The sequence below is a fragment of the Desulfuromonas carbonis genome (assembly GCF_054658035.1).
Genome location: NZ_BAAHXR010000001.1, coordinates 63003 through 90000, shown reverse-complemented (window position 1 = coordinate 90000; position 26998 = coordinate 63003). Strand labels below are relative to the sequence as shown.

The following is a 26998-nucleotide window of genomic DNA, read 5'->3' as shown; positions in this document are numbered from 1 at the left end:
AAAATTATGAGACAGTAGTGCAGCTGAAAATTTTCCTCTGGGAGAGATCTTTTGAAATTTTCAAACAAAAAAATTCTGGTAACCGGCGCCGATGGTTTTATCGGTTCTCACTTGACCGAAGAACTGGTAAAGCGCGGGCATGATGTGCGTGCTTTCGTACTTTATAACTCGTTTAACTCTTGGGGCTGGCTCGACGAGTCTGCACCGGAGATCAGGAAGTCGCTTGATGTATTTGCGGGGGACATCCGTGACCCCCATGGTGTGAGAACTGCCATGCAGGGATGCGACATAGTCCTTCATCTGGCTGCCTTGATTGCGATCCCTTATTCCTATCACTCTCCGGATACTTATGTAGATACCAATATTAAGGGTACTCTCAATGTTGTACAGGCTGCCCGTGAACTGGAGGTCGCAAAGGTTGTTCATACTTCTACCAGCGAGGTCTATGGAACGGCACGCTTTGTCCCGATCACCGAGGAACATCCATTACAGGGGCAGTCTCCCTATTCGGCATCCAAGATCGGTGCTGACCAGATCGCCATGTCCTTTTATTCTTCGTTCGGAACACCAGTTGCTACCATAAGACCATTCAATACCTATGGCCCCCGGCAATCCGCGCGTGCCGTCATCCCTACCATTATCACCCAGATCGCCACCGGAATCCGCAAGATTAAGCTTGGCGCGCTGTATCCCACCAGAGATTTCAATTATGTGGCTGATACGGTTGCCGGTTTCATTGCCGTTGCGGAATCAGAGCGCACTGTGGGAGAAGTATTGAACATCGGCAGCAACTATGAAATTTCCATTGGTGAAACAGTTGCGATGATTGCCGATATCATGGATGTCAAGGTCGAGATTGAAACCGATGATGTCCGACTGCGCCCTGACAAGAGTGAAGTAGAACGCCTCTGGGCCGCCAATCAGAAAGCGTTGGACTTGACCGAATGGCAACCGAAGTATGCCGGTAAGGAAGGTTTGCAGCGCGGATTGGCCGAGACTATCGCTTGGTTTGCCAAACCTGAAAACCTGTCCTGCTATAAGGCCGACCGTTACAATATATGACAGCAAACTTTAGCACAAGGGTCGTTCTCAGCGCTTTGCAATCAGTCCTGCCTTCTGGTAGCGGATTCATTTCGTTACATGAGCCGCGCTTTGCAGGTGAAGAGTGGATTTATGTCAAGGAATGCCTAGATACCGGCTGGGTCTCGTCTGTAGGCAAATTTGTTGATCGTTTTGAAGAGGATCTGGCTGCTTATACCGGTGTCAAACGCGCGGTTGCCGTTGTCAATGGGACTGCTGCATTGCACATCTGTCTGCTGCTTGCCGGGGTTGAGGCTGGGGATGAAGTTCTCATGCCTGCCTTGACTTTTATCGCCACGGCCAACGCGGTCTCCTATTGCGCCGCAGTGCCCCATTTCATTGATAGTGAGGAAGCGACTCTCGGCGTTGATCCAATGAAACTTGCAGAATATCTGGCTGCGGTTACGGAGAAGCGCTCTGATGGATGCTTCAACCGGCTGACCGGTCGCCGGATCAGGGCAATTGTGCCGATGCACACCTTTGGACATCCGGTCGATCTTGAGCCGCTTTTGGAGGTCTGTCAGGTTTTCAACATAACCTTGATCGAAGATGCGGCAGAATCACTCGGCTCGTTTTACAAAGACCGTCATACGGGGCAGTGGGGTTTGCTCTCGGCTCTAAGCTTTAACGGGAACAAGACTATTACTACCGGTGGCGGCGGAGCAATCCTGACCAACGATGAAGAGTTGGGTCGACTGGCAAAGCATATCACGACAACTGCAAAAGTTCCCCATCGCTGGGAGTTCAATCACGACATGATCGCCTACAATTATCGTATGCCCAATATTAATGCAGCTCTTGGCTGTGCCCAGCTAGAGCAGCTTCCCGGTTTTCTGAAGATCAAACGTGAACTGGCAGAACACTATCGGCAAGCCTTCAGGGATATTCACGGCATACGCTTTTTCACTGAACCAGCTAACAGTCAGAGCAACTACTGGCTCAATACCCTGCTGCTTGATGAGCGGTATGCCGACCGGCGGGATGCCCTGTTGAAAATCACCAATGACGCCGGCATTATGACCCGACCTGCCTGGACTCTTATGAACAAACTACCCATGTTTTCTGCCTGCCCCAAAATGAATTTGCAGGTTGCGGAAAGCCTGGTACGCCGTCTGGTAAATATACCGAGCAGCGTCTTGCTAGGTAAGGGATCGGTCAATGCGTAAGATCTGCATAGTCACCGGCACCAGAGCCGAATATGGGCTGCTCTATTGGCTGATGAAAGAAATTCAGGCTGACGACGAGCTTCAACTTCAGCTTATTGTCACTGGCATGCACCTTTCGCCTGAGTTCGGCCTCACCTACAGGACGATTGAAGAGGATGGCTTTACCATCGATGCCAAGGTCGAGATGCTACTCTCCAGTGACACCCCGGTGGGGATTGCAAAATCAATCGGCCTCGGGGTAATTGGCTTTGCCGATGCATTGAACCGTTTGAGGCCGGACATAATGGTGGTTCTGGGAGACCGCTATGAGATTCTGGCAGCTGTTCAGGCCGCTCTGGTAGCAAGGATTCCCGTAGCTCACATTCATGGCGGCGAAACAACCGAGGGTGCAATTGACGAAAGCATCCGCCATGCCATCACGAAGATGTCCCATCTGCATTTTGTGGCTGCCGAACCTTATCGTAAACGGGTGATCCAGCTGGGTGAGCATCCAGATACGGTATTTGATGTCGGAGCACTTGGAATTGAAAATATCAGGCGATTGCAACTGCTTGATAAGGCCGCGCTTGAACAGAGCATAAACTTTGAACTGGGCACCAGCTTTTTTCTGGGTACCTACCACCCCGCGACACTCGGCGCACTAACTCCTCAGGCTGCCATGCAGGCGCTTCTTGATGCCCTGGACAAGTTCCCGCAAGCCAGAATAATTTTTACCAAGCCCAACTCCGACACTGATGGCAGAATATTGGGCCGGATGATTGATGACTATGCACAACAGCATCACGAGCGGGTCGCTGTGTTTACCTCCATGGGGCAGGTCCGTTATCTGAGTGCGCTGAAGCTGGCAGCTGCCGTAATAGGTAACTCGTCAAGTGGCATTATTGAGGCTCCTGCCTGCCATATTCCGACTGTCAACATAGGGGACCGACAGAGTGGGCGACTCAAAGCCGACTCGATTATTGACTGTCTGGAAACGAAGGAATCCATAGCAGCTGCGATCAATAAAGCTCTTTCACCCCGTTTTCGGGATGAAATCAAGCATGGCGTTTCACCCTATGGTTATGGAGAAACTGCTTCACAGATCAGGGACTGCCTGAAGAGCGCAACTCTGAGCTGTGCAAAACCTTTTTACGATCTTCGAGAGGCACGATGAAAGCTCGCCACACCTACATAATCGCCGAGGCCGGCGTAAATCACAACGGCTCACTGGAGATGGCAAAAAAACTGGTGGAAGTTGCTGCCGATGCCGGCGCCGATGCTGTAAAATTCCAGACCTTCAAGGCGAACAAGCTGGTGAGCTCTCTGGCGCCCAAGGCAGAATATCAGACCAGGACAACCGGTAGCGACGAATCCCAGTTTGAGATGATCCGCAAGCTGGAACTGGATGATCATGCTCATGAAGCACTGATTGCGCATTGCAAGATTTGCAACATAGAGTTTCTTTCAACACCATTTGATCTTGAAAGTGTTGACCTTCTGGCCGGGCGATTCGATCTCCCTTGCATCAAGATCCCCTCCGGAGAGATAACCAACGCCCCTTTACTGCTCAAGATCGCCCGGACCGGAAAACCGGTGATTCTTTCAACCGGCATGTCTACCCTGGGTGAAGTTGAAGATGCGCTTGGTGTTCTGGCCTTTGGCTTTCTGAGCAAGAGCGGGCCTTCAATAGCAGCCTTTCGTGCTGCTTACTGTTCTGCCCAGGGGCAGGCGCTCCTGCTTGACAAGGTGACGCTTCTGCACTGCACAACCGAATATCCGGCCCCGCTTGAAGATGTGAATTTGCAGGTGATGGACACCTTGAAAAGCGCCTTTGGCCTGCCGGTAGGCTATTCCGATCACACCGAAGGAATTGCCGTGCCGATTGCGGCTGTTGACCGCGGCGCTGTTGTCATTGAAAAGCATTTCACCCTTGACCGCAGCTTGCCGGGTCCGGATCACAAGGCGTCGCTCGAACCGGCTGAACTGAGGCAGATGGTGCGTTCGATCCGGGATGTCGAGCAGGCTCTCGGCACCGGCACAAAGCATCCGACACCAAGTGAACTGAAGAACATGGCCGTAGCCAGAAAAAGTCTGGTGGCTGCCTGTACTATCAGGTCCGGCGAGCCATTCACAGCTGAAAACCTGGCAGTAAAAAGGCCCGGCAATGGGTTGTCACCGATGCACCAATGGGAGCTGTTGGGCCGAAAGGCCGGAAAGGACTTTGCCGTTGATGAGGCAATAGAACTATGAGTCTGCCGGTTATCATATTGGGTGCGGGTGGCCATGCGAAGGTGTTGATCGGGGCGATGCTGGCAACTTCTGCCGTTATCAAGGGGGTAGTTGATTCAAATACGGCACTGGTCGGTAGCCGTATCCTCGGCGTTCCTGTGTTGGGTGGAGATGATGTTGTTGCTGAATTCAACCCCTCACAAATCCGGCTGGTAAATGGAGTCGGCTCGATAGGTCTTCCGGTTTTACGTCAACGACTGTACGAAAGGTTCAAGATTTTGGGTTATGACTTTGCCACGGTTGTTCATCCGTCGGCAGTTGTTGCTTCTGACGTCGTCATTGGCGAAGGAGCCCAGGTTATGGCCGGTACGGTCATCCAACCCGGCAGTCAGATCGGATGCAACACAATCATCAACACTCGTGCGTCAGTGGATCACGATTGTATTATTAGCGATCATGTCCATATTTCACCCGGTGTTACCTTTTCCGGGGGGGTGGATGTTGGAGCGGGGAGCCATATCGGTACAGGCGCCACTCTGATTCAGGGGGTTTCAATCGGTAGAGGTTGCCTAGTTTCAGCCGGGGCAGTTGTCGTTAAGGATATCAGTGCTGGCATAAAGGTGCGCGGTGTGCCGGCACGGGAGTTCGTATGAATCGTTGGAAAGATGTGCTGATAAGCCCGGATACAACTATTATGAACGCGATCAAGATCATTGATGAGGGCTCTCTTCAGATTGCCCTTGTGGTCGATGCTTCAAATAAACTTGTCGGGACCGTCAGCGACGGCGACATCCGGCGTGCAATTTTGAAGGGGGTTTTGTTTGACAGGCCCGTAAGTGAAATAATGTTTACCGAGCCAACCGTTGCAAGTTGTCATGAAAGCCGCGAAGCTATCATGGAGACGATGAAAACAAAGAGACTGCGGCAGATCCCAATTGTCGATCTGGCTGGCAGTGTAGTTGGTTTGGATAGTTGGGAAGAATTACTTAGCATTCAGGAACGGAACAATATTGTCGTGCTTATGGCGGGAGGTCTTGGAACACGACTTGGCGATCTTACGAAAGACTGTCCCAAGCCACTACTGCGAGTTGGCAAAAAGCCGGTTCTGGAAACAATTCTTGAAAACTGCAAGGAGTACGCGTTCAAACGTTTCTTTATTTCAATAAACTATAAAGCTGAAATGGTTAAGGAATATTTTGGAGACGGGTCGCGCTGGGGTGTGGAAATCCATTATCTTGAGGAAAAGACTAGGCTCGGCACTGCAGGAGCTCTCGGTCTGCTCCCTGAAATCCCGAGGCTGCCTATTCTGGTAATGAACGCAGATGTCCTTACAAAAATCAATTTCAAGCATCTGATGGACTTTCATGATGAGCACAAGTCAGTAGCCACCATGTGTGTCCGTGAATATGAATTCCAGGTGCCATTCGGCGTCGTGCAGCTTGATAGCCATCGCCTTAAGAATATTCTGGAAAAGCCGATTCATCAATTTTTCGTGAATGCAGGTATTTACGTGCTTAATCCGGAAGCAGTTTCCATGGTTCCTAAAAACGAATATTTTGACATGCCAACACTTTTTGACAAGTTATTTAATAAGCAGTCGGAAACGGCGGCATTTCCGATTCGGGAGTATTGGCTGGATATAGGACGAAAAGCCGATTTCGAACAGGCAAATGGTGATTATGATGAGGTGTTTTCATGATCGCGAACAAAACTGTCCTAGCCATAATTCCGGCGCGTGGCGGTTCCAAGGGGGTACCTCGCAAAAATATTCGTGAGGTAGCCGGCAAGCCTCTGATCGCCTGGACAATTGAAGAGGCAAAAAAGTCCAAATACATCGACAGGTTGATATTGTCTTCAGATGATGACGAGATTATTGCTGTTGCACGTGAGTGGGGCTGTGACGTTCCTTTCGTGCGTCCGGCAGGATTATCGCAAGATGATACCAAGGGGATAGAACCGGTCATTCATGCCATTAATGAGCTGCCCGGATATGATTATGTTGTTTTGTTACAGCCCACTTCTCCGCTGCGCACGGCTGATGACATCGATAAATCCATCGAGATATGTCTGGACAAACATGCAACTACATGCGTATCGGTAACAGAACCTGACAAGAGCCCGTTCTGGATGTTTACTGTAGATGCTTATGGAAAGATGCGCAAGTTGCTGGAAAGTGAAACATCTATTGCACGCAGACAGGACCTTCCCCCGGTATATGCGTTGAATGGCGCGGTCTATGTGGCTGATACAAGGACTATTGTAGAAACGCGATCATTTGTAACTGAAACCACGGTGCCTTACATAATGTCAAAGAATAACAGCATTGACATTGATACGGAAGATGACCTGGTTGTTGCCGAGTTTTTTTTGAAAAGGATCAATAAGATATGACCGATTCCATCCACAACATACTTTTGATTGGCGCCGGCCAGCTTGGCAGTCGGCATCTTCAAGGTTTGGCTCACATCAATATTCCGGTGTCAATCGAAGTGATTGATCCGAGCGAGGCGTCCCTTAAGACTGCTCGGGAAAGATTCTCCGAAATCGCGAAGAATCCTCATATTCGGGAGATCAGGTTTAACACCACCGGCAATGGAGAGAGCGGCTCAGTTGACCTGGCTGTAATCGCAACCGGTGCAGACGTAAGGGCAGATGTTGTAACTGCTCTGATTGCTGACAAGCCGGTGCGAAATATTATCCTGGAAAAGTTCCTTTTTCAGAAAGAATCCGATTTCGTAAGAGTAGGAGCGCTGATGCACGAGCGGCAGGTGAACGCAGTTGTCAACTGTCCACGGCGAGTCTATCCGTTTTACCACCAGTTGAAAAACGTTCTTTCAGGCGATGGGCCGATCACATTTCGCGTGGACGGAAGCCACTGGGGTTTGGGGTGTAATGGTGTACATTTTCTTGATCTGTTTGCGTTCCTGACGGATGAATACTCATCCATCCGAATTGATGAGGTATTGCTGGACAACACGATTCTGGAAAGCAAGCGGCCAGGCTTTGTCGAGTTTACCGGCAGCGTCAGGGGGGCGAATGCCCGCGGTGACAGGTTTGAAATATCATCCAGCATAGAACAGGGAACGCCTTTACGTATTTCTATAGGAACAGGAACCCGACAGATCGAGATTCAGGAATCGACCGGGAGTGCATTGTTTTTTGATAATTCGAGCGGAACAAACTATCAGGAGTCGTTCGCAGTGTCTTACCAAAGTCAGATTACCGGAACGGTAGCGCAGGAAATGCTTATGAACGGTGCCTGCTCTCTTACCCATTACAAGGAATCTGTGCATCTCCATCTTCAGCTGCTTAAAACATTACTGACGCATCTCAATAACGTGAGCGGAAAGCAGTACGAGTACTGCCCGATTACATGAAAGAGGCTATTATGGAAAAGGAAGGTATATGGCTTGTCGGTTGCGGCCAGATGGCAATTGACTACATAAAGGTGCTTGATGCGCTGAAGCAGCCGTTCAAGGTTATCGGTCGCGGGGAAAAAGCTGCTGCCCTCTGCGAAGAAAAAACCGGAAAGGCTGTAATAAGGGGCGGATTAGGCTCTTTTCTCGATGCCAATCCGTTGCCATGCAAATGCGCCATTGTAGCTGTCAATGTCGATGCGCTTGCGGAGACAACAATTCAATTAATTAACAGTGGTGTCAAGAACATACTGGTTGAAAAGCCCGCGGGATTGAATCCTTATGAAATTATGGCAGTACGAGACGCTGCAATTTCAAAAGATGCGGATATTTATGTGGCTTACAATCGTCGTTTTTATGCAGCTACTTTGCATGCAAAGAGGATGATAGAGGAAGACGGCGGGTTGTTGTCGTGTAACTTTGAATTTACCGAATGGGGTCATGTTATTGAAGGGTTGACAAAAGACCCCGGTGTCAAAGAAAAATGGTTTCTCAGCAACTCCACGCACGTTGTGGATCTGGCCCTGTATCTCGCAGGCAAACCACAACAGCTAAGCTGCTATACTGCGGGTTCACTGCCATGGCATCCCGCGTCTTCAGTTTTTGCAGGGGCCGGAATCACAGATAAGGGAGTTCTGTTCTCCTATCAGGCTAATTGGCTGGCCCCCGGGCGATGGGGGGTGGAAGTATTGACGGCTCATCACCGGTTGATCTTCCGCCCGATGGAGACATTACAGGTAATGCACAAAGGCTCAGTCAGGATAGATCCGCTGGAAATTGATGATTCACTGGACAAGACCTTCAAGCCTGGCCTCTATGAGCAGGTGAGTCGCTTTCTTGCTGGTCGAATCGAGGGGTTTTGTACCCTGGCTGAACAGATTGATCACTGGGGTTATTATTGCCGTATGGCAGGGTATTAAATATAAATTGTTGGCGCAAAAGGAGCTCTGGAATGAAAGTATTGAAGGTTATATTGAAAAAACCATTTAATTTGATTTTAAAAATTAAGAAGTTTTTTTGGAAAGCAAAAGTCAGGATTCAGGCGCAACACTGTGGGAAAAGACTTTATATAGGAAGCGCAAGCAGTGTAAATTCAAAAACAGTCTTCGGTGATTACTCAAGTACCAATGGAATTACGGTAAAAGGGTATGGGAAGGTATTGATCGGTGATTATCTTCATACTGGTGTAGACTTGCTCATACTTACAACCAACCATAATTATAAAAACTCTACGTTGCTACCGTATGATTTGGATGAAGAAGTTAAAGACGTTGTTATCAAGCGTGCCGTGTGGATTGGGGACAGGGTTATTATAATGGGTGGCGTAACTATTGGTGAGGGTGCGATTATTCAAGCGGGTAGTGTTGTAGTATCAGATATTCCTGATTATGCAATTGCTGGTGGAAGTCCAGCCAAAGTTTTCAAATATCGGGATATCGATCATTATAAAAAACTTGCAGAGAGAGATATGTTTTACCGCTACTGATTTTTGGTATTATAAAAATTGGCTCGTCAGCAGAATCTGTGGGTGCCTTCCGGTTCGGGTAGGCAGCCAAGTGTATGATACAAGGCGATTTTTAGGACCTCGTAACTGCGAAAACCGTACGCTTTTCTACAGGTCACTTTCGCTTTGTTGTTAAGACCCTCGACAGCTCCCAGGGCGATCTGCTCCCGGGCGCGAAACCAGTTGAGCAGCAATTCCCGATGAGACCGCAGCATCTTCGCCACCTGCTTCATCGGTTGAATGCGGGAACGCATGGTGCGCCGGCACCACTCGTCGAGGAATCGGGCGGCCCAAGCGGCCCGCTGGTACTGCCAGAACCGTTGGAAGTCCTCCTTGAGCAGGTAGGCCCGGATCGTCTTGAGGTTGCAGGCCAGCAGTTCCTTCAGCTTGACGCCCTGCTTGTCGGTCAAGTTCTCCGGGCGTTTGAGGATGCACCAGCGGCTGCGAGTGAGTACCGGCTGCTCTCCCTTGGCCCTCAGCTCCCGGGTCTCCTGGGCGCGAACTTTATCGAGAGCCTTGTTCATCTGGCTCATGATGTGAAAACGGTCCAGGATGTGAAGCGCTTTTTCGGCCGCCGCCGCCACGATTTGCAAATACGGCTTCCACATGTCGCTGCAGACGAACCGGAGCCGGGCGGTACGCTCAGCGCCGAATTCCTTGAAGAACTGCCGCAGGGTCCTCTGGGTCCGCTCTTTGCCGATCCACAGCAAGCGACGGCAGCCGGCGTCGATCTGGTAGACCACGGTCAGGTAGCTGTTGTGCCCCTTCTTGTAGGCGATCTCGTCGATGCCGATGGCGGTGACGTTCTCCAAGTCGCGGTGGGCCAAGCCCCAGGCGACGGCCATCTTGACCGAGCGAAAGACGTTGTCCCAGGAGGTTTGGAAGACGTCGCCGACCTCCTTCCAGGACAACCGTCGCGCCCAACGGGCCAGGAACCAGGCATAGGTGGTGGTGAGGTGATTCTTCCCTTCGGCCCAAGGGACCTTTTCCACCTTGACGCCACAGCGCGGGCAGTCAACCCGGCGCATGGAATAGACGAAGAAGACGGCGATGCCCCACAGCGGGACGAACTCAAAGCGCCGAACCGGCAACGTGTCGTAGCCTGGGGCGCTGCGCCCGCAGCCCGAGCAGATCGGACGGCTACCGTCTCGGGGACGGATATCGATATCAAGGACCGTGGCTTTTCCCTGTTCCCGCCAGCGAGAGGAGCCGTAGACAAAACCACTATGCTTCTGGACCCGATTCAGGATAGACTTGACCAGCATCCCGGTTTCCTCCGCCTGGTTATGGGGTAGTCTTGGTCGACGTCCATAATGCCAGACTTGGAATCGGGATGCGCTTTTTTCAGCAACCGGTAGGCTGCTCAGCCCCCATCCCGGGGTTGCTGTTTACCCACAAATTCTGCGGAAGAACCTAAAAATTTTTGAAACAATGAACTACCCCGCAGCAAGCTACGGGGTATCAACAGCCTACACCCTTAGTAAAAATCGCGCAGCAAGCTGCGGGGAATTGAACCCAACTTTTGATTAAAATATGAATGTTACCAAAGCAACCAACTCAATTTATGGTCTCTACCTGTCATTTTTAACAATTGCCTGGATGTTTCTCAATTTCGGTGGCTCAGGGGCGGATCCCTATACTGGCCAGGGTCTGCGGTGGGTCTTGATAACAGTGCCATTGCTTTTTATCATATTTATATTCACATTAGTTCGGCTTATGCAGTTTTCTTTTGACAATAATTTAACACAAATTTTTTTGCTTTTATATATTTTGTGTATTATCCCAGGTTCTGCGATTCATTCAGACCTGAAACATCTTTCAGAGGTGCTTCGCTGGGCTCTACCACTGTATTTTATAATTCATTTCAGGATTTCCGTTTCATATAAATTGCTGAATTTTTTATATATATTGTCAGTCATTGTCGTTGTATTAAATTACAATAGCGGTGTATCCGACTATGGATATCTTCCGGGTCAAACTACTGTTAATCTTCATCAGGGCATGTGGTGGCGAGTCTCTCTTTGGTTGTACAAGACACCACCTTATTCTGCAGCGTTCTCAATAGCCATATTGTTGGTAAATTTTTTTTATAATAAAAAAAATTCTAGGTATTTTTTTTATATATTAAGTACATATTTCATAATTTTAAGTGGAAGCAGAACTTCGTACCTTATATTGATTTTTACAGTAATATTTTTATTTTTAAAAGCAAGGGTAAGGTTTGGATGTCGGCCGACGTATTTGATTTTTCCAATTATTGTATTTTCTACTATATTCTTACTTCAAGTTTATTCAGAAAATATCGGTTTTTCAACAGGAAGTGAATTTATAAATAGCGCCATCACCCGAAGTGTTGATGGTAGCGCCAATTTAACTCTCAATTCTAGACTGCTTATCATTGCAGAACATTATAGATTGCTGCTTGATTCAGATGTTTTTCCCTTTTTAGGGATTGGATCAAAGGTGAATGACTCGCCCAACTGGACTGTTAACGGTGGGTTTTTTGGCGGTACGGCAGATTCATTTATTTCGCATCTTATGGTCAGGGACGGAATTGCATTTATATTTTTATGGTTAGGTTTTTGTTTTTTCTTGGTCAGTCTTTTAAAAGAAAAAAATGTTTTTGGTTATATGGTTGCCGTCATATTAATGATATTTTTAGTAGCTTATGGGGCATGGTTGAATTTTTCAAATCCTGTTTTTCTTATGTATTGTGGGATGTTTTTTATTCGCCAAGATTTTTCTCGTGATTACAGTGCAAATTGTATAAAGAGGAGGGCGCACTATTGAAGGGTTTTTCTTTAACCGCCTTTATTGCGATCACGGGATCTGCTTTTCCCTTTTTATTGCTCCCGATTTTAACTCGAGCATTGACCAAGGAACAGTATGGTGAACTTGTTGTTATTGAACTTTGTCTCGCGATTCTTACCACTTTAATTCATTTTTCAATTTCAGGAAGTACTGTTGAGTATTATAAAATGGATGAAGAATCGCTCAAAAATTATCTTTCCATGTCGCTCTACCTCTCATTTTTTTCCTTCATTATACTTCAAGTTTTTGTTTTAACTTTTGGCGATATAATTTATAAAAATTTCCAGGTTAGTAAGATGTGGTTGGCTGTCATCCCTTTGATGGCATTCATGAATGTTTCAACAAAATTACAAAATATTCTTCATGTTTGTAAAAGGAACCATTTGTCTTATGCAATTTTTTTATTAGCACCTAATGCCTTAATTTTTATAAGTACAATTATTTTTCTTTATATTTTTGGTTTAGGTTACGAGGCTAAGCTTTATTCAATTCTTATATCGTTTTTTTTATTTGGAATAAGTTCATTTTTTTTACTTTTTAAAGCGGGTTTTATTTCGTTTGACTTCAAAAAAAAATATCTACCAATAAATCTCAGTTTTACCATTCCCCTATTAATTCACAGTCTGGTTGCTAGTTTGTATTTCAGTGCTGATCGGCTTTTTTTATCAAAAATGATTGGAAATAATGCTGTTGCTATATACGCTGCAGGTTTTCAAGTTGCGGCCGTGATGTCTGTCTTGCAACACGCATTTTCCACGCCGTGGCACCCCTTGGTAATGGAATTGCTCAGTGAAAAAAGTGTTGAAAAATATGGGAAAAAACATGTCTTTACCAAACTGATTAAAAATACGATTTTATCTAGCATGATAATGGTTTTTATAGCGGTATTTCTAATTATAGTTGTTTACTATTTCATTAACATAATACTTCCCCATAGTTATGAGGAATCAAAAGGTGTTTCTATAATTATTATTATTTCATATTGTATTTTAGGGTTTTATAAAATTGTTTCGCCTATTTTATGGTATTACAATCGTACATCTACCTTATCAAGGATAACAATTTTTGTATTTTTTGTTAATATGTTATTTAATTATATTTTGATATCAAAATATAACGTAATGGGTGCATGCTATGCCACATTAATAAGTGTATCAATTCAGTTTATACTAACAACGATTATTTCTTGTAATATTTTATATAATGACTTCGTCCTTTTTGAAAAAAATAAATCCATGAAATAGTTCATTAACGAATCACGGAGTCCCAATTATGTATCTTACCGTTATCGGAATCGGCTACGTCGGCCTGGTTACCGGCACCTGTTTTGCCGAAATGGGCAACTTCGTCACCTGCGTCGATGTCGATGTTCGCAAGGTCGAGCGTCTCCAGCAGGGAGAGATCCCGATCTACGAACCGGGGTTGGAGCCGCTGGTCCGCTCCAACGTCGAGGCGGGGCGGCTGCAGTTCACCACCAGCCTCGCCGCGGCGATGGCCGAAGCCAACGTCTACTTTATCGCCGTTGGCACGCCGCCCGGCGAGGACGGCTCGGCCGACCTCCAGTACGTGCTGGCGGTGGCCCGGGAGATCGGGCGGAACCTCGCGGGTTATGCGGTGATCGTCGACAAGTCGACGGTGCCGGTCGGGACCGCTGACAAGGTTCGCGCAGCGATCCGCGAGGAGCTGGAACGGCGCGGCGTCGCTATCGACTTCGATGTCGTCAGCAACCCCGAGTTCCTCAAGGAAGGGGCGGCGGTAGAGGACTTCATGCGTCCCGATCGCATCGTTGTCGGCACCGACTCGAAGGCGGCGCGGGAGATCATGCACACCCTCTACGCCGACTTCTCCCGCAACCACGACCGCATCCTCTTCATGGGGGTGCGCGACGCCGAAATGACCAAGTATGCCGCCAACGCCATGCTCGCCACCAAGATCTCCTTCATGAACGAGGTCGCTGCCCTCTGCGATCGCTACGAGGTCGACGTCGAGCAGGTGCGCCTCGGCATCGGCTCGGACAGCCGCATCGGCTACTCCTTCATCTATCCCGGCTGCGGCTATGGCGGCTCCTGTTTTCCCAAGGACGTCAAGGCGCTGATCCACATGGCGGAAGCCTCGGCCCTCGAACCGATGGTTCTCGGCGCTGTCCACCGCCGCAACGAGGCGCAGAAGGATGTCCTTTTCGCCAAGATCAGTGACCGCTGCGGCAGCGACCTCTCCGGTCTCAACTTCGGGCTCTGGGGCCTCGCCTTCAAGCCGGGGACCGATGACATGCGCGAGGCGCCGGCGGTGGTCCTCCTCCACCAGCTGATCGGTGCCGGCGCCAAGGTGCGCGCCTACGATCCCGAGGCCCGCGAAGTCGCCCGCGAGGAGCTCCCCGCGGCCTGGTTCGAGAGTGGGGCGCTGACCCTGGCGGAACACCAGTACGACGCTCTTACGGGATGTGATGCGATGATTCTGGTGACCGAGTGGAAGCCCTTCCGCCACCCCGACTTCGCTGCGATCAAGCGCCTGCTGAAGAACCCGCTGATCTTTGACGGGCGCAATCAGTATGACCCGAAGAAGCTGAAAGAGGAAGGGTTTGAGTATTTTGGGATCGGAAGGAGAAGTTAAAAAATAAGGAACGGAGCTTGAAATTGCTTCTTTATTTTTTTATGATTAACCAAGGTACCAAAAACCTAAATATTCACTCAGTAGTGTCCCAACGTTGTCTTGAGTGAATTTCTCAACTATTGGTTTTCAATTAGTTTTTTATACAAAATCCTGAATCAGTGAGGTGGCAGCTCGCACCTCTGATTTTTACCTCGCGAGGTCATTTTCGCGAGTGATTTTGAGTCTCACACCGTCCGTCCGGGTTGTTTTCCCGGATCGGCGGAGCTGTTCTTTGACAATTCAGCTGATTTTTACAGGGAGCGGCCTCTCTGTGCCTGTTTCAGGGCGAGCGATGGCGACCCCAACCTGATGGTGGGGTTGTTCCGTGCCCTGATTGTCTCGGTTTCGGTCAGCCATAAGCGAACCGTCGGTAGGTTCTGCTGAAAGCGTCATACTGATCATGCGCATGCCGACTGAAGCGCAACGTCAGGGCGTGTGCGTGGCAGATGAAGCGCCCGGCGAAGTAGACCAGGTCCTGAATCACCGTCTTGAGCCGGCGGCGTTGTTTGGCCCGCCGACGCTGCTTGCCGGTCATCAGGCCGACCTGGCCCACAGCCCGCAGAATGTTGTAGGCCAGCCCGGCACAGTGCATGACCAGGGTGTTGGTGGCGAACTTGCCTGACGGCAGACGTTCCAGATCCATATCGCTTTTAAGCTCGGAGTGATACTGCTCGCACAGGGCGTGTCCCTTGTACAGTTCGATCACCTTGTCCTTGGCGCTTGAGAGGCTGGTCCACCAGCCCTCGATTTCAATGTCCGGGACCAGCAGCGGGGTGCCGTCTTTTTCGAAATAGCGTTCCGTGGCCCGCAGCACACGGCGGACCTTGAGAGTCTGGTACTTGCCATCCTCATCCTTGAAGGCGCGCTCGACCGTTTCCGTCATGATGGCGATGCGGCCTTTTTTGTCCTGCTTGATCATCTTGCCGTGGGCAAAGACCTCGCTGGCTCTGGCCGGCACGTCGGTCCCTCGGGGATTCCACTTGACGATGAAGTCGACCTTCTCTTCCTTGAGAGCCACCAGAGTCGCAATGGCATCGTGGGCGCTGTCCAGTCGCACCAGCAGGGGAGCTTCGGTCAACTGCCGGCTTTTGTGAATCGCCCGCAGCAAAAAGGGGACAAAGCCCTCCTGGGCATGCTGGGACCCGGGACGGTGCTCGATCTCCAGACACCACCCCTCCAGCCCCAACCAGGCGGCGATCGGGGCGAAGCCGTGGAACTTGCGGTAGGTCCAGGAGGCCCCCTCTTTCTTGGTGTTGGAGTTGTCCTGGGTGAAGACGTCCAGATCCAGCGGCATGTGCCCGGTCTCAAGCGTCGAGAACTCGGCCTTGGCTTTTTTGAGAAACTCAACCGTACAGAAGTCGACAATGCGCATCGTCGCCTCGGCGACGGCATCCATTCGCTGACGCAGGGTCTCCGGTGACGGGACCTTGTTGACGCCGAGGGCCGCAGCGAAAAACTCGTCATCCTCGAAAAAAGGCCGGATCGCCTCGAAGTCGCTCTTGCCCTGGCAGAGCAGGCCGAGATAGCAACGCAGCACATCGGCCGTGGCAATGCCCTTGCAGGGGGCCGCCTTGGCGACCCGCGCGTTCAACGACGTGAACCTGTTGACCGCCAGGCCGACCAGGGCCACGCCGGACTGGGAGGTGTAGAATTCGCTGTCGGACTGCTCGATGTTGAACCGCGGAAACGTCACGAAAAAATCTCCTTGGGTGAAGTTTGAGGCGGCTCTATAATAGCAGAAAAGATCAACAAAATCAGCTAATTGTCAAAGATAAAACAAGAAATTACGATTGTAAGCTCACTGATTCAGGAAAATGCCTATTGTCGACTTGAAACTTCTTTTGGCTTGGCGCCATCCTACCTGCGGGTTCAGCACCTTATCGCAGAAGCGGCTTCATGTACTCAGGCAAACTGGTTTTCTCCCAAGTCATTGACCACCTTCCCCTGCACACCTTTCGGCAATGCGTGAAGCGCTACCGGGGGAACCACAAGGTCAAGCAGTTCACCTGTCTCGACCAGTTTCTTTGCATGGCCTTTGCGCAACTGACCTACCGCGAGAGTCTGTGAGATATCGAAGCCTGCCTGCGTGCGCAGAGCAACAAGCTCTATCACATGGGCATTCGCAGCCAGATTGCACGGGATACGTTGGCCAATGCCAACAGCGTCCGCGACTGGAGTATCTACGCCGACTTGGCTCAGAGTCTTATCCCGGTAGCACGCAAACTGTACTTGGACGAGGACTTCGGCTTGGAACTCGACCAGACTGTTTATACTCTGGATGCCACGACCATCGACAACCCCGGCATCCTGTCTATCCCTATCTGCTGCGGGGAATGACCATCGATCGCCCCAACCAGGTCTGGGCGACGGACATCACCTACATCCCCATGGCACGCGGCCACCTATTCCTGGTTGCCATCATGGACTGGGCGACCCGCAAGGTGCTGTCCTGGCGGCTGTCCAATACCCTCGGCACCCATTTTTGTGTCGAGGCGCTCAAAGAAGCACTGCTCAAATACGGCGCCCCTGAAATCTTCAATTCTGACCAGGGCGGCCAATTCACCAGCGAAGCCTTCACCTCGGTCCTGAAGGCCTGGAACATTAGGATCAGCATGGACGGCAAGGGCCGGTTCAAGGACAACATCTTTATCGAGCGCCTCTGGCGCACCCTGAAGTGCGAAAGAATCTACCTCAAAGCTTACGAAGCCGGCGCCGAACTCTCCCGGGATCTGGCGGTCTGGTTCAACTTCTACAATGAGAAGCGCAAGCATTCCGCGCTTGACAAGCAGACCCCCAATGAGGCTTATGAACAGGGACTGCAACAACTCAACCCGGCCGCCTGAGGCTGGAAATTCCACAGCTTTTGGGGCATTGCTTATTTCACCCCTCAGGCTGTCTCACGATTCAGGACCACCTCAGTTGACATCGGTGGACAGCAGCGCCAGCCACTTTCTGGTACTGCGATTTCGGACGATGACGATCTTGGCCATGACAGGGTTCCCCTTATCGTCCGTGCCCAGTTCAACGAGAGTCGAGGCAAGAATCTTCGCCCGCCCGCTGCGTTTGCGGACGCTCTTGTACAGTTCGTTGAGGGTGAGTTCGAACCCCTTGTAGCCGTAGGTGATGGTCTTCATCCCCTTAAGCATGCAGACCACCTGCTGCTTTTGTTTGAGCAGCCCGATAATCGTTGCCGGATGTAGCGGAACCGGTTCCTTGGACACAAGTTTAGATTATGCCGCCTGACGGATTTCGTCGGGCGACCGGAAGCCATTTTTCTCGACTCGCCATTCGCTGTTGTAGAGTTCGACGAAGGTTTTCACGGCCTCGCGAACATCATCGATGGTACGGAATATTCGGCCATAGATGGCTTGCTCTTTCAAGGTGCGGTTGAATCGTTCAGCAACTCCGTTGGTCTGTGGTTCGGCAACGAAGGCAAAGCTGGGGGTGATTCCCCAGAACTTGATCTGGTTCAGAAAATGGTCTGAGAGGTACTGGGTGCCGTGATCCATACGCAGAGACAACCCTCGGGCAATATCTTTCTCTACGCCCCCATAGATGTTGTCTAACGCCATGGAAAGTGGTTGAAGAGCAGCATAACGGTCGCCGGTCTTGCAAACATGCCAGCCGACACATTCGGCGTTCCAGTGCTCGACGGCGCTAAAGATCCAGACCCAGCCTTCGTCGAGAGTGAATACGCGGGTGCCATCGGTGCCCCACATTAGATTCGGAGCCATGGTGATGATTTTACCATCATGCGCCTTGGCTGCTTTGGGCCAACCCCGGTGAGGTGACAACAGATGATTCTCGCGCATCAACCGCAGAACCCGCTTGCGTGCGATGCGCACGCCGTCACAAATCCGCAGCCTGGCCCAGACCTTGCGGTGTCCTTCGCCGGTGAACGGGGACGTGGCCAGATCGTGACGGATCATGGCGAGAAGATCCTCATCACTGATTGACGGACGTGGGCCACGACGCTTGGGAGTTGATTGCGGAATCTGGCGCGAGGCATGGTAGAACGAGGAGCGAGCCTGCTCCCAAACATTGCAAACCCGCTGGACGCCGTAGGCCTTTTCAGCGCCTGGGGAGATCGTTTGGCTCATTTCGACGACCTCCGTTTGGCTAAAGGGCCGGGTTTTTTAACCCGTTCCCAAAGTAGTTCGTTTTCCATGGTCAATTCGCCGATCCGGCGCATGGCCTGGTTGAGTTCCGCTTGAGTCGGATCGTTCTGACGTTGTTTCAACGACTCATCGATTCCGGTCAGCGCTTTCTCTCGCCACTGCTCCAGGCGGTAGATTTCGATGCTCAACTCGCGGGACAGAGCATCAACCGATTCGCCCCGCAGCAAGCGCAGAACCACTTCACGCTTGCGGGCAGCGCTCCAACGTTGCCCTTCGGCCAAAGGCCCAGTGACTGTTTCGTTCTTGTTGTTTGTTGTCATTATTAATCTCCTTGGACATCGGGATTCTATCCCAAATCAGTGTCCAAGAAAACTGGTGCCGCTATATAATCGTTGCCGGAAAAGCGAACCAACTGTCGAAGAGCAAGTAATCGGCGGTGATGCCGCTACGGCGGGCTTGTATCACCAGATCCTTGAGCACCTCAGGGGCTTTGAGCAGACTCTCGGCCCGGCGCTTGAACCCGTTGGTCCGTTTGTCGATTTCGGCCATCGGCAACAGACGGTTTTTCTGCTTGGGGAACTGAGCAGGCCAAACGAAACCGGCACACAGGTTGAACCATCGGACCAGCCCAGAGTCAGCAACCGAAAACCGCGGTAATAGCGATTCTCGTTATGGTCGTGGACCCGCGCCAAAAGCTCCACTTTTTTGCTGCGGTTGCGATTGTAGAGCGAGTCATCGACGATGAAAACCTTGGGGGTCTGCTCCGAGGTCAGCGGTAGAATCTGTTTCCGAATGATCGCAGCACTCAGCAGATGCAGGAACTTGTGCCAGTTGGCATTGACCGAATTGAGAAATCGGTACACGGTGTCTTTGCCGATTTCCTCCCCGGAGGCATCGGCTTGCAAATAGCGGAACAAATTCTTGCCGGTGAAAACCAGGCTGAAGATAAACCGCATCACCGCGACGGGTGCAATGCCGCACTGTTTGACCATGTTGCTTTGCTTCAAGAGTAAAGCGATACGCTGATTGTCAAAGTACGAATTAATTTGGTTTTGACATGAAACAGTTTCTGCTACAATCTGATCCAAAGCGTCATCTCCTGTTGTTTTGGTTGTTTGACGATAACCTATCCTAACACAGTTGAAGGCGTTTTTTGTTTAATCTCAGGGGGGTCCAATTCCCCGAAGCTTGCTTCGCTATCGCCAATATGAAATATTGGCGACATGAGCGAATATGTACACAAAAGTCATAATGTTTCTGTGCTGTTATACCATCTTGTTTGCCCAGCAAAATACCGCCGGGTTGTTTTCACCCCAGAGGTTGATGGCTGTCTCAAAGAGGTCTGCCTTGAGATCGCCAAAAGATACGAGATTCAGTTCGTAGAAATTGGGACCGACAAAGACCATGTTCACTTTTTGGTGCAGTCGGTTCCAATGTACAGCCCAACGCAGATTGCACGAGTCATCAAAAGCATTACGGCCAGAGAAATATTCAAACGAGTCCCATCGGTTAAAAAGCAACTATGGGGTGGCGAATTTTGGACAAAGGGCTATTTTGTGAACACTGTAGGCCAAAAGGGTAATGAGAAAACCATTGCGACCTATGTTAGAAATCAAGGCCGAGAAAAAGAGTATCAGCAATTGCACCGCGAGCAGTTAACGCTTTTTGATACCCCGTAGCTTGCTGCGGGGTAGTTCATCTATTACAGCAACTTATCTATTTTTTACAGCTACGAAAGTTGAGTTTTTAAAGAAATGGGGAGGCTCAGACTGCTTCTGCAACTACTACAAATTTTCGTCATTGTCTCTGTGGTGACTGCTTGAGAAGGTAGCGTCGTATCAGACCTCAACCTTTACGCCATCTGTAGAGACGAGTTCGTATTTTTAAGGGACGGCTTACTTACGAGGTAATAATTGATCAAAAGAAAAAAAAGACTTTTTATAGTAATACAATCACTCCAGTATTTACAGGCTGAAGAGATTTTTGATGATGAGGATGAAAATATCTTAGTTGTTTTGTGGGCAGATGAATTCAGTCAGTTGCATAGTTTGGTTTCATCAAAAATTTGGGATAAAATATTTTGGATTCAGTTGCGAGGGACATTTTATGAAGTAGTTAAACATAGAAGATATATTAACAAAATTATCGATGATATTGGGATAATTGATGAAGTAATAGTTAGCTCATATTACAATAATTTAATGAATATTTTTATGAATCATTACAAGAATTCTAATAAGATTTTACTTGAAGATGGAAACGCCACCTTAACACTAGATACAAATAGTTATTATAGTGGTAAAAAAACGAAATTAAAAAATTTTATATTATATTTATTTGGTTTTGATGTATCACCTATTCAGAAGATAGATATTTTTACAACGTATAAATGTGTACTTGAATACCCCCCGAAGATTGCCAAGAATTTAATTTATAATGAATTCTCAAGGATTAAGAAAAAAATTAAAAACCTTCCTGATGGGAAAGATGTTTATTTTATAAACAGTAACTACATTCAGTTGAAAATGATTGATAAGAAAGTTTATATTGATTTTCTTAAAAAATCTATCGACAGGTTTCGAGGTAATAATATTAAGGTAATATTGCATAGATTTGATCAGGTTGATGACTATAATGAAATAATTGGTTATCGTGGTACCGAAGTAATCAAGCTTAAAGAATGTGTTGAAATTTATTTTAGTAAAATTCATGAAAAACCTTATTTTATTTTAACCGCAGGTTCTGGCGCGACAAAAACTCTTTATGATATTTACAGATTCAATGTAAAAGTCTTCATGCCAAAGATAGAATTGTTTCAACCAAAATTCAGAAAAGATATTAAAACTATTGTTGATAAGCTCGGGGAAAAATTTAATGTCGAGTTTTTGTAAAAGCAAAAAATGGAATAAAATTAATTCTAAATTTTATTATGAGCCATGGCTTATTTGCTTTTGTGTTGAGGGTTAATTTAATGAAAATTAAAATAATTACGTTTATTTCTTACTTCTTGCCTGGATATAAAGCCGGTGGGCCCCTGCGGAGTATCGTTAATCTTGTTAATCATCTAAATGACGAATTTGAGTTTTGGATTGTAACCCGAGATCGGGACCTAGGTGACTCGTCACCCTATAATGGTGTTTTGCAAAATCAATGGCAATCTGTTGCTGGTGCAATGGTTTACTATCTGCCGCCAGAAGATGTTACTATTAAAAATATGGCAAAAATTATCAATAGTACACCTCATGACATTTTATATTTGAACAGTTTTTTCGCCTTTGATTTTACGATAAAACCCCTGTTGGCCCGTCGGCTTAAATTACTACTAAACAAACCCGTTATTTTAGCGCCTCGGGGTGAATTTTCATCCGGCGCAATAAAAATTAAAAAATTTAAAAAAACATTCTTTATCCGATTTTCAAAGATTCTAAAATTATATAGTGGCGTTGTTTGGCAAGCATCTAGTGAACACGAAGCCCAGGATCTTATTAATATTTTAAAAGTTTCTCGCTCGTCCATATTTATTTCTCTTAACTTACCTGCCCGAATGAAAATTTCTAATTTAGAAAGGGTTTATGCCAGATCAACACCATTAAGTTCAAACTTGAGAATTGTCTTTCTTTCACGGATTTCACCTAAGAAAAATCTTGATTACGCTTTAATGGTTTTAAGGAAGGTTCGTGTAAATGTGGTTTTCGATATTTACGGTCCTTCTGAAGATGAAGAATATTTTGCCATCTGCAAAAATTTGATAAAACAGCTTCCTGTCAATATAGTGGTGAACATTTTTGGAAGTGCACATCCCGACCAAGTTTTGTCAATTTTCAATAATTATGATTTATTTTTTTTCCCGACAAGGGGCGAAAACTATGGTCACGTAATTGCCGAGGCACTTTCTGTTGGAACTCCCGTATTGTTGAGCGATCAAACTCCTTGGAGAAACCTGAAAGATGATGGTTTAGGGTGGGACTTACCACTTTATGAAGAGGCGAAATTTGTTGAGGTTATTGAAGAATACTCGCGCGTTGATAAAAATGAAAAAGAACATAAACGAAAGAATATAAAAGAAAAAATTTTTTATCGTTTATCAGATTCGCAGGTATTGGAGGATAATCGAAACTTATTTAAATCCGTCACTCTAAATTCGTAACACTGGAGATCATGTATTGCTTATGTTTAACAATAAAATTCTATTAATTACTGGTGGTACTGGTTCCTTTGGTAACGCGGTTCTGCGTCGTTTTTTGCATACTGACATTGAAGAAATTCGTATCTTTAGCCGGGACGAAAAGAAGCAGGAGGATATGCGCATCAGTCTCGCTAATCCAAAGGTCAAATTTTGCATTGGCGATGTGCGCTCCTATGAAAGTCTCCTTTCGGCAATGGAAGGAGTCGACTACGTCTTTCAGGCTGCTGCATTGAAGCAGGTCCCTTCCTGCGAATTTTATCCAATGGAAGCTGTCAGAACAAACATTCTTGGTACTGAAAATGTTCTCAACGCTGCGATTGCCAAAGGTGTGGAGCGTGTTATTGCTCTCAGTACCGACAAGGCTGTTTACCCGATCAATGCCATGGGCATCTCCAAGGCTATGATGGAGAAAATTGTTGTAGCAAAATCGCGCTTTACTGATCCAGCGAAGACGATTTTTAACTGTACGCGTTACGGTAATGTTATGGCATCGCGTGGATCGGTGATCCCCTTATTTATAAAATTAATCAAGGAAGGGAAGCCGTTAACCGTAACCGATCCGGCTATGACTCGTTTTCTCATGTCGCTGGATGATGCCGTCGATCTCGTTCTTTATACTTATGAACATGGTCAACAGGGCGATACTTTTGTGCAAAAAGCTCCGGCATCGACCATTGGTGATCTGGCTGTAGCGATTAAAGAGTTGTTCCGGGCGGACAACGAAATAAAGGTCATTGGCACCCGCCATGGGGAAAAGCTGTACGAATCGCTTATGACACGAGAGGAAATGGCTCACGCCAAAGACCTGGGCGGCTATTATAGGATCCCGGCCGACAATCGCGATCTTAATTATGGCTCTTTTTTTGTGGAAGGAGAGCAACGGGTGACCGAGGCTCAGGACTATCACTCCCACAATACCCATCGCCTCGACATCGCCGGGATCAAGGAGAAGCTGCTTTCCCTGGAACTGGTGCGCAATGAACTGGCGGAATGGCAAAAGTCCCGTTAACAGGGACGTGCTCACAGGAATTAAGGGGATGGATAGAGCCATTAAGGTTTAACTCTTCAAATTTTGGTTCTTCCGCAGAATTTGTGGGTAAACAGCAACCCCGGGATGGGGGCTGAGCAGCCTACCGGTTGCTGAAAAAAGCGCATCCCGATTCCAAGTCTGGCATTATGGACGTCGACCAAGACTACCCCATAACCAGGCGGAGGAAACCGGGATGCTGGTCAAGTCTATCCTGAATCGGGTCCAGAAGCATAGTGGTTTTGTCTACGGCTCCTCTCGCTGGCGGGAACAGGGAAAAGCCACGGTCCTTGATATCGATATCCGTCCCCGAGACGGTAGCCGTCCGATCTGCTCGGGCTGCGGGCGCAGCGCCCCAGGCTACGACACGTTGCCGGTTCGGCGCTTTGAGTTCGTCCCGCTGTGGGGCATCGCCGTCTTCTTCGTCTATTCCATGCGCCGGGTTGACTGCCCGCGCTGTGGCGTCAAGGTGGAAAAGGTCCCTTGGGCCGAAGGGAAGAATCACCTCACCACCACCTATGCCTGGTTCCTGGCCCGTTGGGCGCGACGGTTGTCCTGGAAGGAGGTCGGCGACGTCTTCCAAACCTCCTGGGACAACGTCTTTCGCTCGGTCAAGATGGCCGTCGCATGGGGCTTGGCCCACCGCGACTTGGAGAACGTCACCGCCATCGGCATCGACGAGATCGCCTACAAGAAGGGGCACAACAGCTACCTGACCGTGGTCTACCAGATCGACGCCGGCTGCCGTCGCTTGCTGTGGATCGGCAAAGAGCGGACCCAGAGGACCCTGCGGCAGTTCTTCAAGGAATTCGGCGCTGAGCGTACCGCCCGGCTCCGGTTCGTCTGCAGCGACATGTGGAAGCCGTATTTGCAAATCGTGGCGGCGGCGGCCGGAAAAGCGCTTCACATCCTGGACCGTTTTCACATCATGAGCCAGATGAACAAGGCTCTCGATAAAGTTCGCGCCCAGGAGACCCGGGAGCTGAGGGCCAAGGGAGAGCAGCCGGTACTCACTCGCAGCCGCTGGTGCATCCTCAAACGCCCGGAGAACTTGACCGACAAGCAGGGCGTCAAGCTGAAGGAACTGCTGGCCTGCAACCTCAAGACGATCCGGGCCTACCTGCTCAAGGAGGACTTCCAACGGTTCTGGCAGTACCAGCGGGCCGCTTGGGCCGCCCGATTCCTCGACGAGTGGTGCCGGCGCACCATGCGTTCCCGCATTCAACCGATGAAGCAGGTGGCGAAGATGCTGCGGTCTCATCGGGAATTGCTGCTCAACTGGTTTCGCGCCCGGGAGCAGATCGCCCTGGGAGCTGTCGAGGGTCTTAACAACAAAGCGAAAGTGACCTGTAGAAAAGCGTACGGTTTTCGCAGTTACGAGGTCCTAAAAATCGCCTTGTATCATACACTTGGCTGCCTACCCGAACCGGAAGGCACCCACAGATTCTGCTGACGAGCCCAAATTTTTTGTTGGATTTTTTGGCGGTGTAAATCAGTTTGTGTAAATGGCTTGGGTTTTTGTCGTCAGTAAACCGGCAACCTGCCTTCGAACAAGATGGAGAACCGGTTGAGGGCGGCCTTCCAGTCCCGAATCGGCAGGGTCCATTTCTTGGCGATATTATTCAGCGCCAGGTAGAGCAGTTTGAACATGGCTGCATCGTTGGGGAATGAGCCCCGGTTCTTGGTGACCTTGCGCAGCGACATGTTCAGCGATTCGATCGCATTGGTGGTGTAGATCACCTTGCGAATCTCCGCCGGGTAGGCGAAAAAAGGGGTGATTCTCTCCCAGTTCCGCCGCCAGGACTGGCCGATGGAAGGGTGGGTTTTATCCCACTTCGCTTCGAACTCCGTCAGGTTCATTTCGGCCTGCTCGGCCGTCGCGGCCTGGTAAATGGTCTTCAGATCGGCCGCCACTTCCTTGCGCTGTTTCCAGGAGACGTAGCGGAGAGAATGGCGCACCATGTGAACGAGGCAGAGCTGGACCTGGGTGCGAGGAAAGACCGCTTCGATGGCCTCGGGGAAACCTTTGAGCCCGTCCACGCAGGCGATGAAGATGTCTTCGACACCCCGGTTTTTCAACTCGGTCACCACCTGTAACCAGAACTTGGCGCCCTCGTTCTCGGCCACCCACATACCCAGGACCTCCTTGATGCCGTCCAGGGTGACGCCCAGGGCCAGGTAGACCGCTTTATTGCTGACGTGGCCGTTGTCCCGCACCTTAACCCGGACCGCGTCCATATAGACGATGGGATAGAGGGCGTCGAGCGGTCGGTTCTGCCAGATCTTGACCTCGTCCGCGACGGCATCGGTCACGCTGGAAATGAGGGCGGGAGAGACCTCGACGCCATAAATCTCTTCCAGATGCCCTTGGATCTCCCGGGTCGTCATCCCCCGGGCGTAGAGGGAGATGATCTTGCCGTCGAAGCCGGCGAAGCGGGTCTGGCCCTTGGGAATGATGAGCGGCTCGAAGCTGCTGTCCCGGTCACGCGGAACCTCGATCGGCAGTTTGCCGAATTCGCCCTTGATGGTTTTGGCCGACTTGCCATTGCGGGCATTGCCGCCTTTCGTGGCCACGGGAGCATGCTTCTCGTGCCCCAGGTGTTGGGTCAATTCCGCTTCCAAAGCTCGTTCCAGAAGGGCCTTGGTGAGCTGTTTAAGCAAGCCGGTTTCGCCGATCAGGTCTTCGGGCTTCTTGTAGTCGGCAAGCAGGCGGTCCAGCAGATCTTTTTCGATGGCCATGGGGGCTCCTTAGAGGGTGGGGTCCCGGTGTACCCCTGAATGGCCATTTACACAATCTTTTTTACACCCTCGATTTTTTTGCTTGCAGAAAGCA

General features: G+C 49.3%; 24 protein-coding genes and 3 pseudogenes. 20 read left to right on the top strand and 7 right to left on the bottom strand.

Features of this window, described 5'->3' with window-relative positions; translation table 11 throughout:
- Positions 1 to 51: 51 nt before the first annotated feature.
- Genes ACYQ8E_RS00450 through ACYQ8E_RS00405 form a run of 10 tightly spaced genes read left to right on the top strand, consistent with a single transcriptional unit; the run spans position 52 to position 9356 of the window.
- Positions 52 to 1062, top strand: coding sequence for an NAD-dependent 4,6-dehydratase LegB (locus tag ACYQ8E_RS00450; protein ID WP_066726391.1), 1011 nt, complete (start codon positions 52 to 54; stop codon positions 1060 to 1062).
- On the top strand, positions 1059 to 2246 hold the full coding sequence (locus ACYQ8E_RS00445) for a LegC family aminotransferase (protein WP_066726398.1): 1188 nt from the start codon (positions 1059 to 1061) through the stop codon (positions 2244 to 2246). Before ACYQ8E_RS00450 ends, ACYQ8E_RS00445 begins: the two co-directional genes overlap by 4 nt.
- Complete coding sequence (gene neuC / locus ACYQ8E_RS00440; RefSeq protein WP_459859799.1) at positions 2239 to 3399, top strand: UDP-N-acetylglucosamine 2-epimerase; 1161 nt, start codon at positions 2239 to 2241, stop codon at positions 3397 to 3399. The genes ACYQ8E_RS00445 and neuC overlap by 8 nt, the downstream gene beginning before the upstream one ends.
- On the top strand, positions 3396 to 4475 hold the full coding sequence (gene neuB, locus ACYQ8E_RS00435; protein ID WP_066726404.1) for an N-acetylneuraminate synthase: 1080 nt from the start codon (positions 3396 to 3398) through the stop codon (positions 4473 to 4475). Before neuC ends, neuB begins: the two co-directional genes overlap by 4 nt.
- Positions 4472 to 5107 carry an acetyltransferase gene (locus ACYQ8E_RS00430; RefSeq protein ID WP_066726407.1) on the top strand — a complete coding sequence of 212 codons (636 nt, stop codon included), beginning with the start codon at positions 4472 to 4474 and terminating at the stop codon, positions 5105 to 5107. Before neuB ends, ACYQ8E_RS00430 begins: the two co-directional genes overlap by 4 nt.
- Entirely contained in the window at positions 5104 to 6153 is a 1050-nt protein-coding gene (locus ACYQ8E_RS00425; RefSeq protein ID WP_066726410.1) for a nucleotidyltransferase family protein, read from the top strand. Before ACYQ8E_RS00430 ends, ACYQ8E_RS00425 begins: the two co-directional genes overlap by 4 nt.
- Positions 6150 to 6845 (top strand): acylneuraminate cytidylyltransferase family protein, encoded by a 696-nt coding sequence (locus tag ACYQ8E_RS00420; RefSeq protein WP_459859796.1) that lies wholly within the window; start codon positions 6150 to 6152, stop codon positions 6843 to 6845. Before ACYQ8E_RS00425 ends, ACYQ8E_RS00420 begins: the two co-directional genes overlap by 4 nt.
- Complete coding sequence (locus ACYQ8E_RS00415; protein WP_459859794.1) at positions 6842 to 7831, top strand: Gfo/Idh/MocA family oxidoreductase; 990 nt, start codon at positions 6842 to 6844, stop codon at positions 7829 to 7831. Before ACYQ8E_RS00420 ends, ACYQ8E_RS00415 begins: the two co-directional genes overlap by 4 nt.
- On the top strand, positions 7828 to 8790 hold the full coding sequence (locus ACYQ8E_RS00410; protein ID WP_459859792.1) for a Gfo/Idh/MocA family oxidoreductase: 963 nt from the start codon (positions 7828 to 7830) through the stop codon (positions 8788 to 8790). Before ACYQ8E_RS00415 ends, ACYQ8E_RS00410 begins: the two co-directional genes overlap by 4 nt.
- Before the next feature lie 32 nt (positions 8791 to 8822).
- Positions 8823 to 9356 carry an acyltransferase gene (locus ACYQ8E_RS00405; RefSeq protein WP_066726420.1) on the top strand — a complete coding sequence of 178 codons (534 nt, stop codon included), beginning with the start codon at positions 8823 to 8825 and terminating at the stop codon, positions 9354 to 9356.
- A gap of 26 nt (positions 9357 to 9382) precedes the next feature.
- Here the strand turns inward: ACYQ8E_RS00405 and ACYQ8E_RS00400 are convergent, their stop codons facing one another.
- Positions 9383 to 10639, bottom strand: coding sequence for an ISL3 family transposase (locus tag ACYQ8E_RS00400; RefSeq protein ID WP_459859791.1), 1257 nt, complete (start codon positions 10637 to 10639; stop codon positions 9383 to 9385).
- 268 nt (positions 10640 to 10907) lie between these two features.
- On the opposite strand from ACYQ8E_RS00400, the gene ACYQ8E_RS00395 reads away from it, so the two are divergent.
- The 3 genes from ACYQ8E_RS00395 to ACYQ8E_RS00385 are packed head-to-tail and all read left to right on the top strand — an operon-like array spanning position 10908 to position 14795.
- The gene (locus tag ACYQ8E_RS00395; protein ID WP_157471825.1) at positions 10908 to 12164 is read left to right on the top strand and encodes a hypothetical protein; all 1257 of its coding nucleotides are present in this window, start codon (positions 10908 to 10910) and stop codon (positions 12162 to 12164) included.
- On the top strand, positions 12161 to 13429 hold the full coding sequence (locus ACYQ8E_RS00390; RefSeq protein ID WP_197463751.1) for a lipopolysaccharide biosynthesis protein: 1269 nt from the start codon (positions 12161 to 12163) through the stop codon (positions 13427 to 13429). Before ACYQ8E_RS00395 ends, ACYQ8E_RS00390 begins: the two co-directional genes overlap by 4 nt.
- A 28-nt stretch (positions 13430 to 13457) precedes the next feature.
- The gene (locus ACYQ8E_RS00385) at positions 13458 to 14795 is read left to right on the top strand and encodes a UDP-glucose dehydrogenase family protein (RefSeq protein ID WP_459859790.1); all 1338 of its coding nucleotides are present in this window, start codon (positions 13458 to 13460) and stop codon (positions 14793 to 14795) included.
- Positions 14796 to 15183: 388 nt separating this feature from the next.
- Here ACYQ8E_RS00385 and ACYQ8E_RS00380 read toward each other — a convergent pair whose 3' ends face one another.
- A complete protein-coding gene (locus tag ACYQ8E_RS00380; protein WP_066726426.1) occupies positions 15184 to 16527 on the bottom strand; it encodes an IS1380 family transposase in 1344 nt (447 codons plus the stop codon).
- Between the two features lie 203 nt (positions 16528 to 16730).
- Here ACYQ8E_RS00380 and ACYQ8E_RS00375 point away from each other — a divergent pair.
- Together ACYQ8E_RS00375 and ACYQ8E_RS00370 are read left to right on the top strand one after the other, a co-directional pair.
- Positions 16731 to 17129, top strand: a pseudogene (locus ACYQ8E_RS00375) (DUF4372 domain-containing protein); the annotation flags it as partial.
- A gap of 2 nt (positions 17130 to 17131) precedes the next feature.
- Positions 17132 to 17677: pseudogene (locus ACYQ8E_RS00370) on the top strand (IS3 family transposase); the annotation flags it as partial.
- 81 nt (positions 17678 to 17758) lie between these two features.
- Here ACYQ8E_RS00370 and ACYQ8E_RS00365 read toward each other — a convergent pair.
- The 4 genes and pseudogenes from ACYQ8E_RS00365 to ACYQ8E_RS00350 form a co-directional block, all read right to left on the bottom strand.
- Positions 17759 to 17986: pseudogene (locus ACYQ8E_RS00365) on the bottom strand (IS4 family transposase); the annotation flags it as partial.
- Positions 17987 to 18064: 78 nt separating this feature from the next.
- Positions 18065 to 18934: an integrase core domain-containing protein gene (locus ACYQ8E_RS00360; RefSeq protein ID WP_066726432.1), complete on the bottom strand. Its 870-nt coding sequence runs from the start codon at positions 18932 to 18934 to the stop codon at positions 18065 to 18067.
- Complete coding sequence (locus tag ACYQ8E_RS00355) at positions 18931 to 19272, bottom strand: hypothetical protein (RefSeq protein ID WP_066726434.1); 342 nt, start codon at positions 19270 to 19272, stop codon at positions 18931 to 18933. Before ACYQ8E_RS00355 ends, ACYQ8E_RS00360 begins: the two co-directional genes overlap by 4 nt.
- A gap of 141 nt (positions 19273 to 19413) precedes the next feature.
- Positions 19414 to 20040: a transposase gene (locus ACYQ8E_RS00350; RefSeq protein ID WP_157471831.1), complete on the bottom strand. Its 627-nt coding sequence runs from the start codon at positions 20038 to 20040 to the stop codon at positions 19414 to 19416.
- 135 nt (positions 20041 to 20175) lie between these two features.
- Between ACYQ8E_RS00350 and tnpA the strand changes: the two genes are divergently transcribed.
- The 5 genes from tnpA to ACYQ8E_RS00325 all read left to right on the top strand — a co-directional run bounded on the left by tnpA (position 20176) and on the right by ACYQ8E_RS00325 (position 25618).
- Entirely contained in the window at positions 20176 to 20631 is a 456-nt protein-coding gene (gene tnpA, locus ACYQ8E_RS00345) for an IS200/IS605 family transposase (RefSeq protein WP_082820217.1), read from the top strand.
- Positions 20632 to 20865: 234 nt separating this feature from the next.
- Positions 20866 to 21843 carry a hypothetical protein gene (locus ACYQ8E_RS00340; protein ID WP_157471833.1) on the top strand — a complete coding sequence of 326 codons (978 nt, stop codon included), beginning with the start codon at positions 20866 to 20868 and terminating at the stop codon, positions 21841 to 21843.
- Positions 21844 to 21923: 80 nt separating this feature from the next.
- A complete protein-coding gene (locus ACYQ8E_RS00335; protein WP_082820472.1) occupies positions 21924 to 23099 on the top strand; it encodes a glycosyltransferase family 4 protein in 1176 nt (391 codons plus the stop codon).
- Positions 23100 to 23121: 22 nt separating this feature from the next.
- On the top strand, positions 23122 to 24147 hold the full coding sequence (locus tag ACYQ8E_RS00330) for a polysaccharide biosynthesis protein (protein WP_066729728.1): 1026 nt from the start codon (positions 23122 to 23124) through the stop codon (positions 24145 to 24147).
- A 214-nt stretch (positions 24148 to 24361) separates the two neighbouring features.
- Entirely contained in the window at positions 24362 to 25618 is a 1257-nt protein-coding gene (locus ACYQ8E_RS00325) for an ISL3 family transposase (protein WP_066726437.1), read from the top strand.
- A 71-nt stretch (positions 25619 to 25689) separates the two neighbouring features.
- On the opposite strand, the gene ACYQ8E_RS00320 is transcribed toward ACYQ8E_RS00325, so the two are convergent.
- Positions 25690 to 26904 carry an IS256 family transposase gene (locus ACYQ8E_RS00320; RefSeq protein WP_459859787.1) on the bottom strand — a complete coding sequence of 405 codons (1215 nt, stop codon included), beginning with the start codon at positions 26902 to 26904 and terminating at the stop codon, positions 25690 to 25692.
- Between the last annotated feature and the right edge of the window lie 94 nt (positions 26905 to 26998).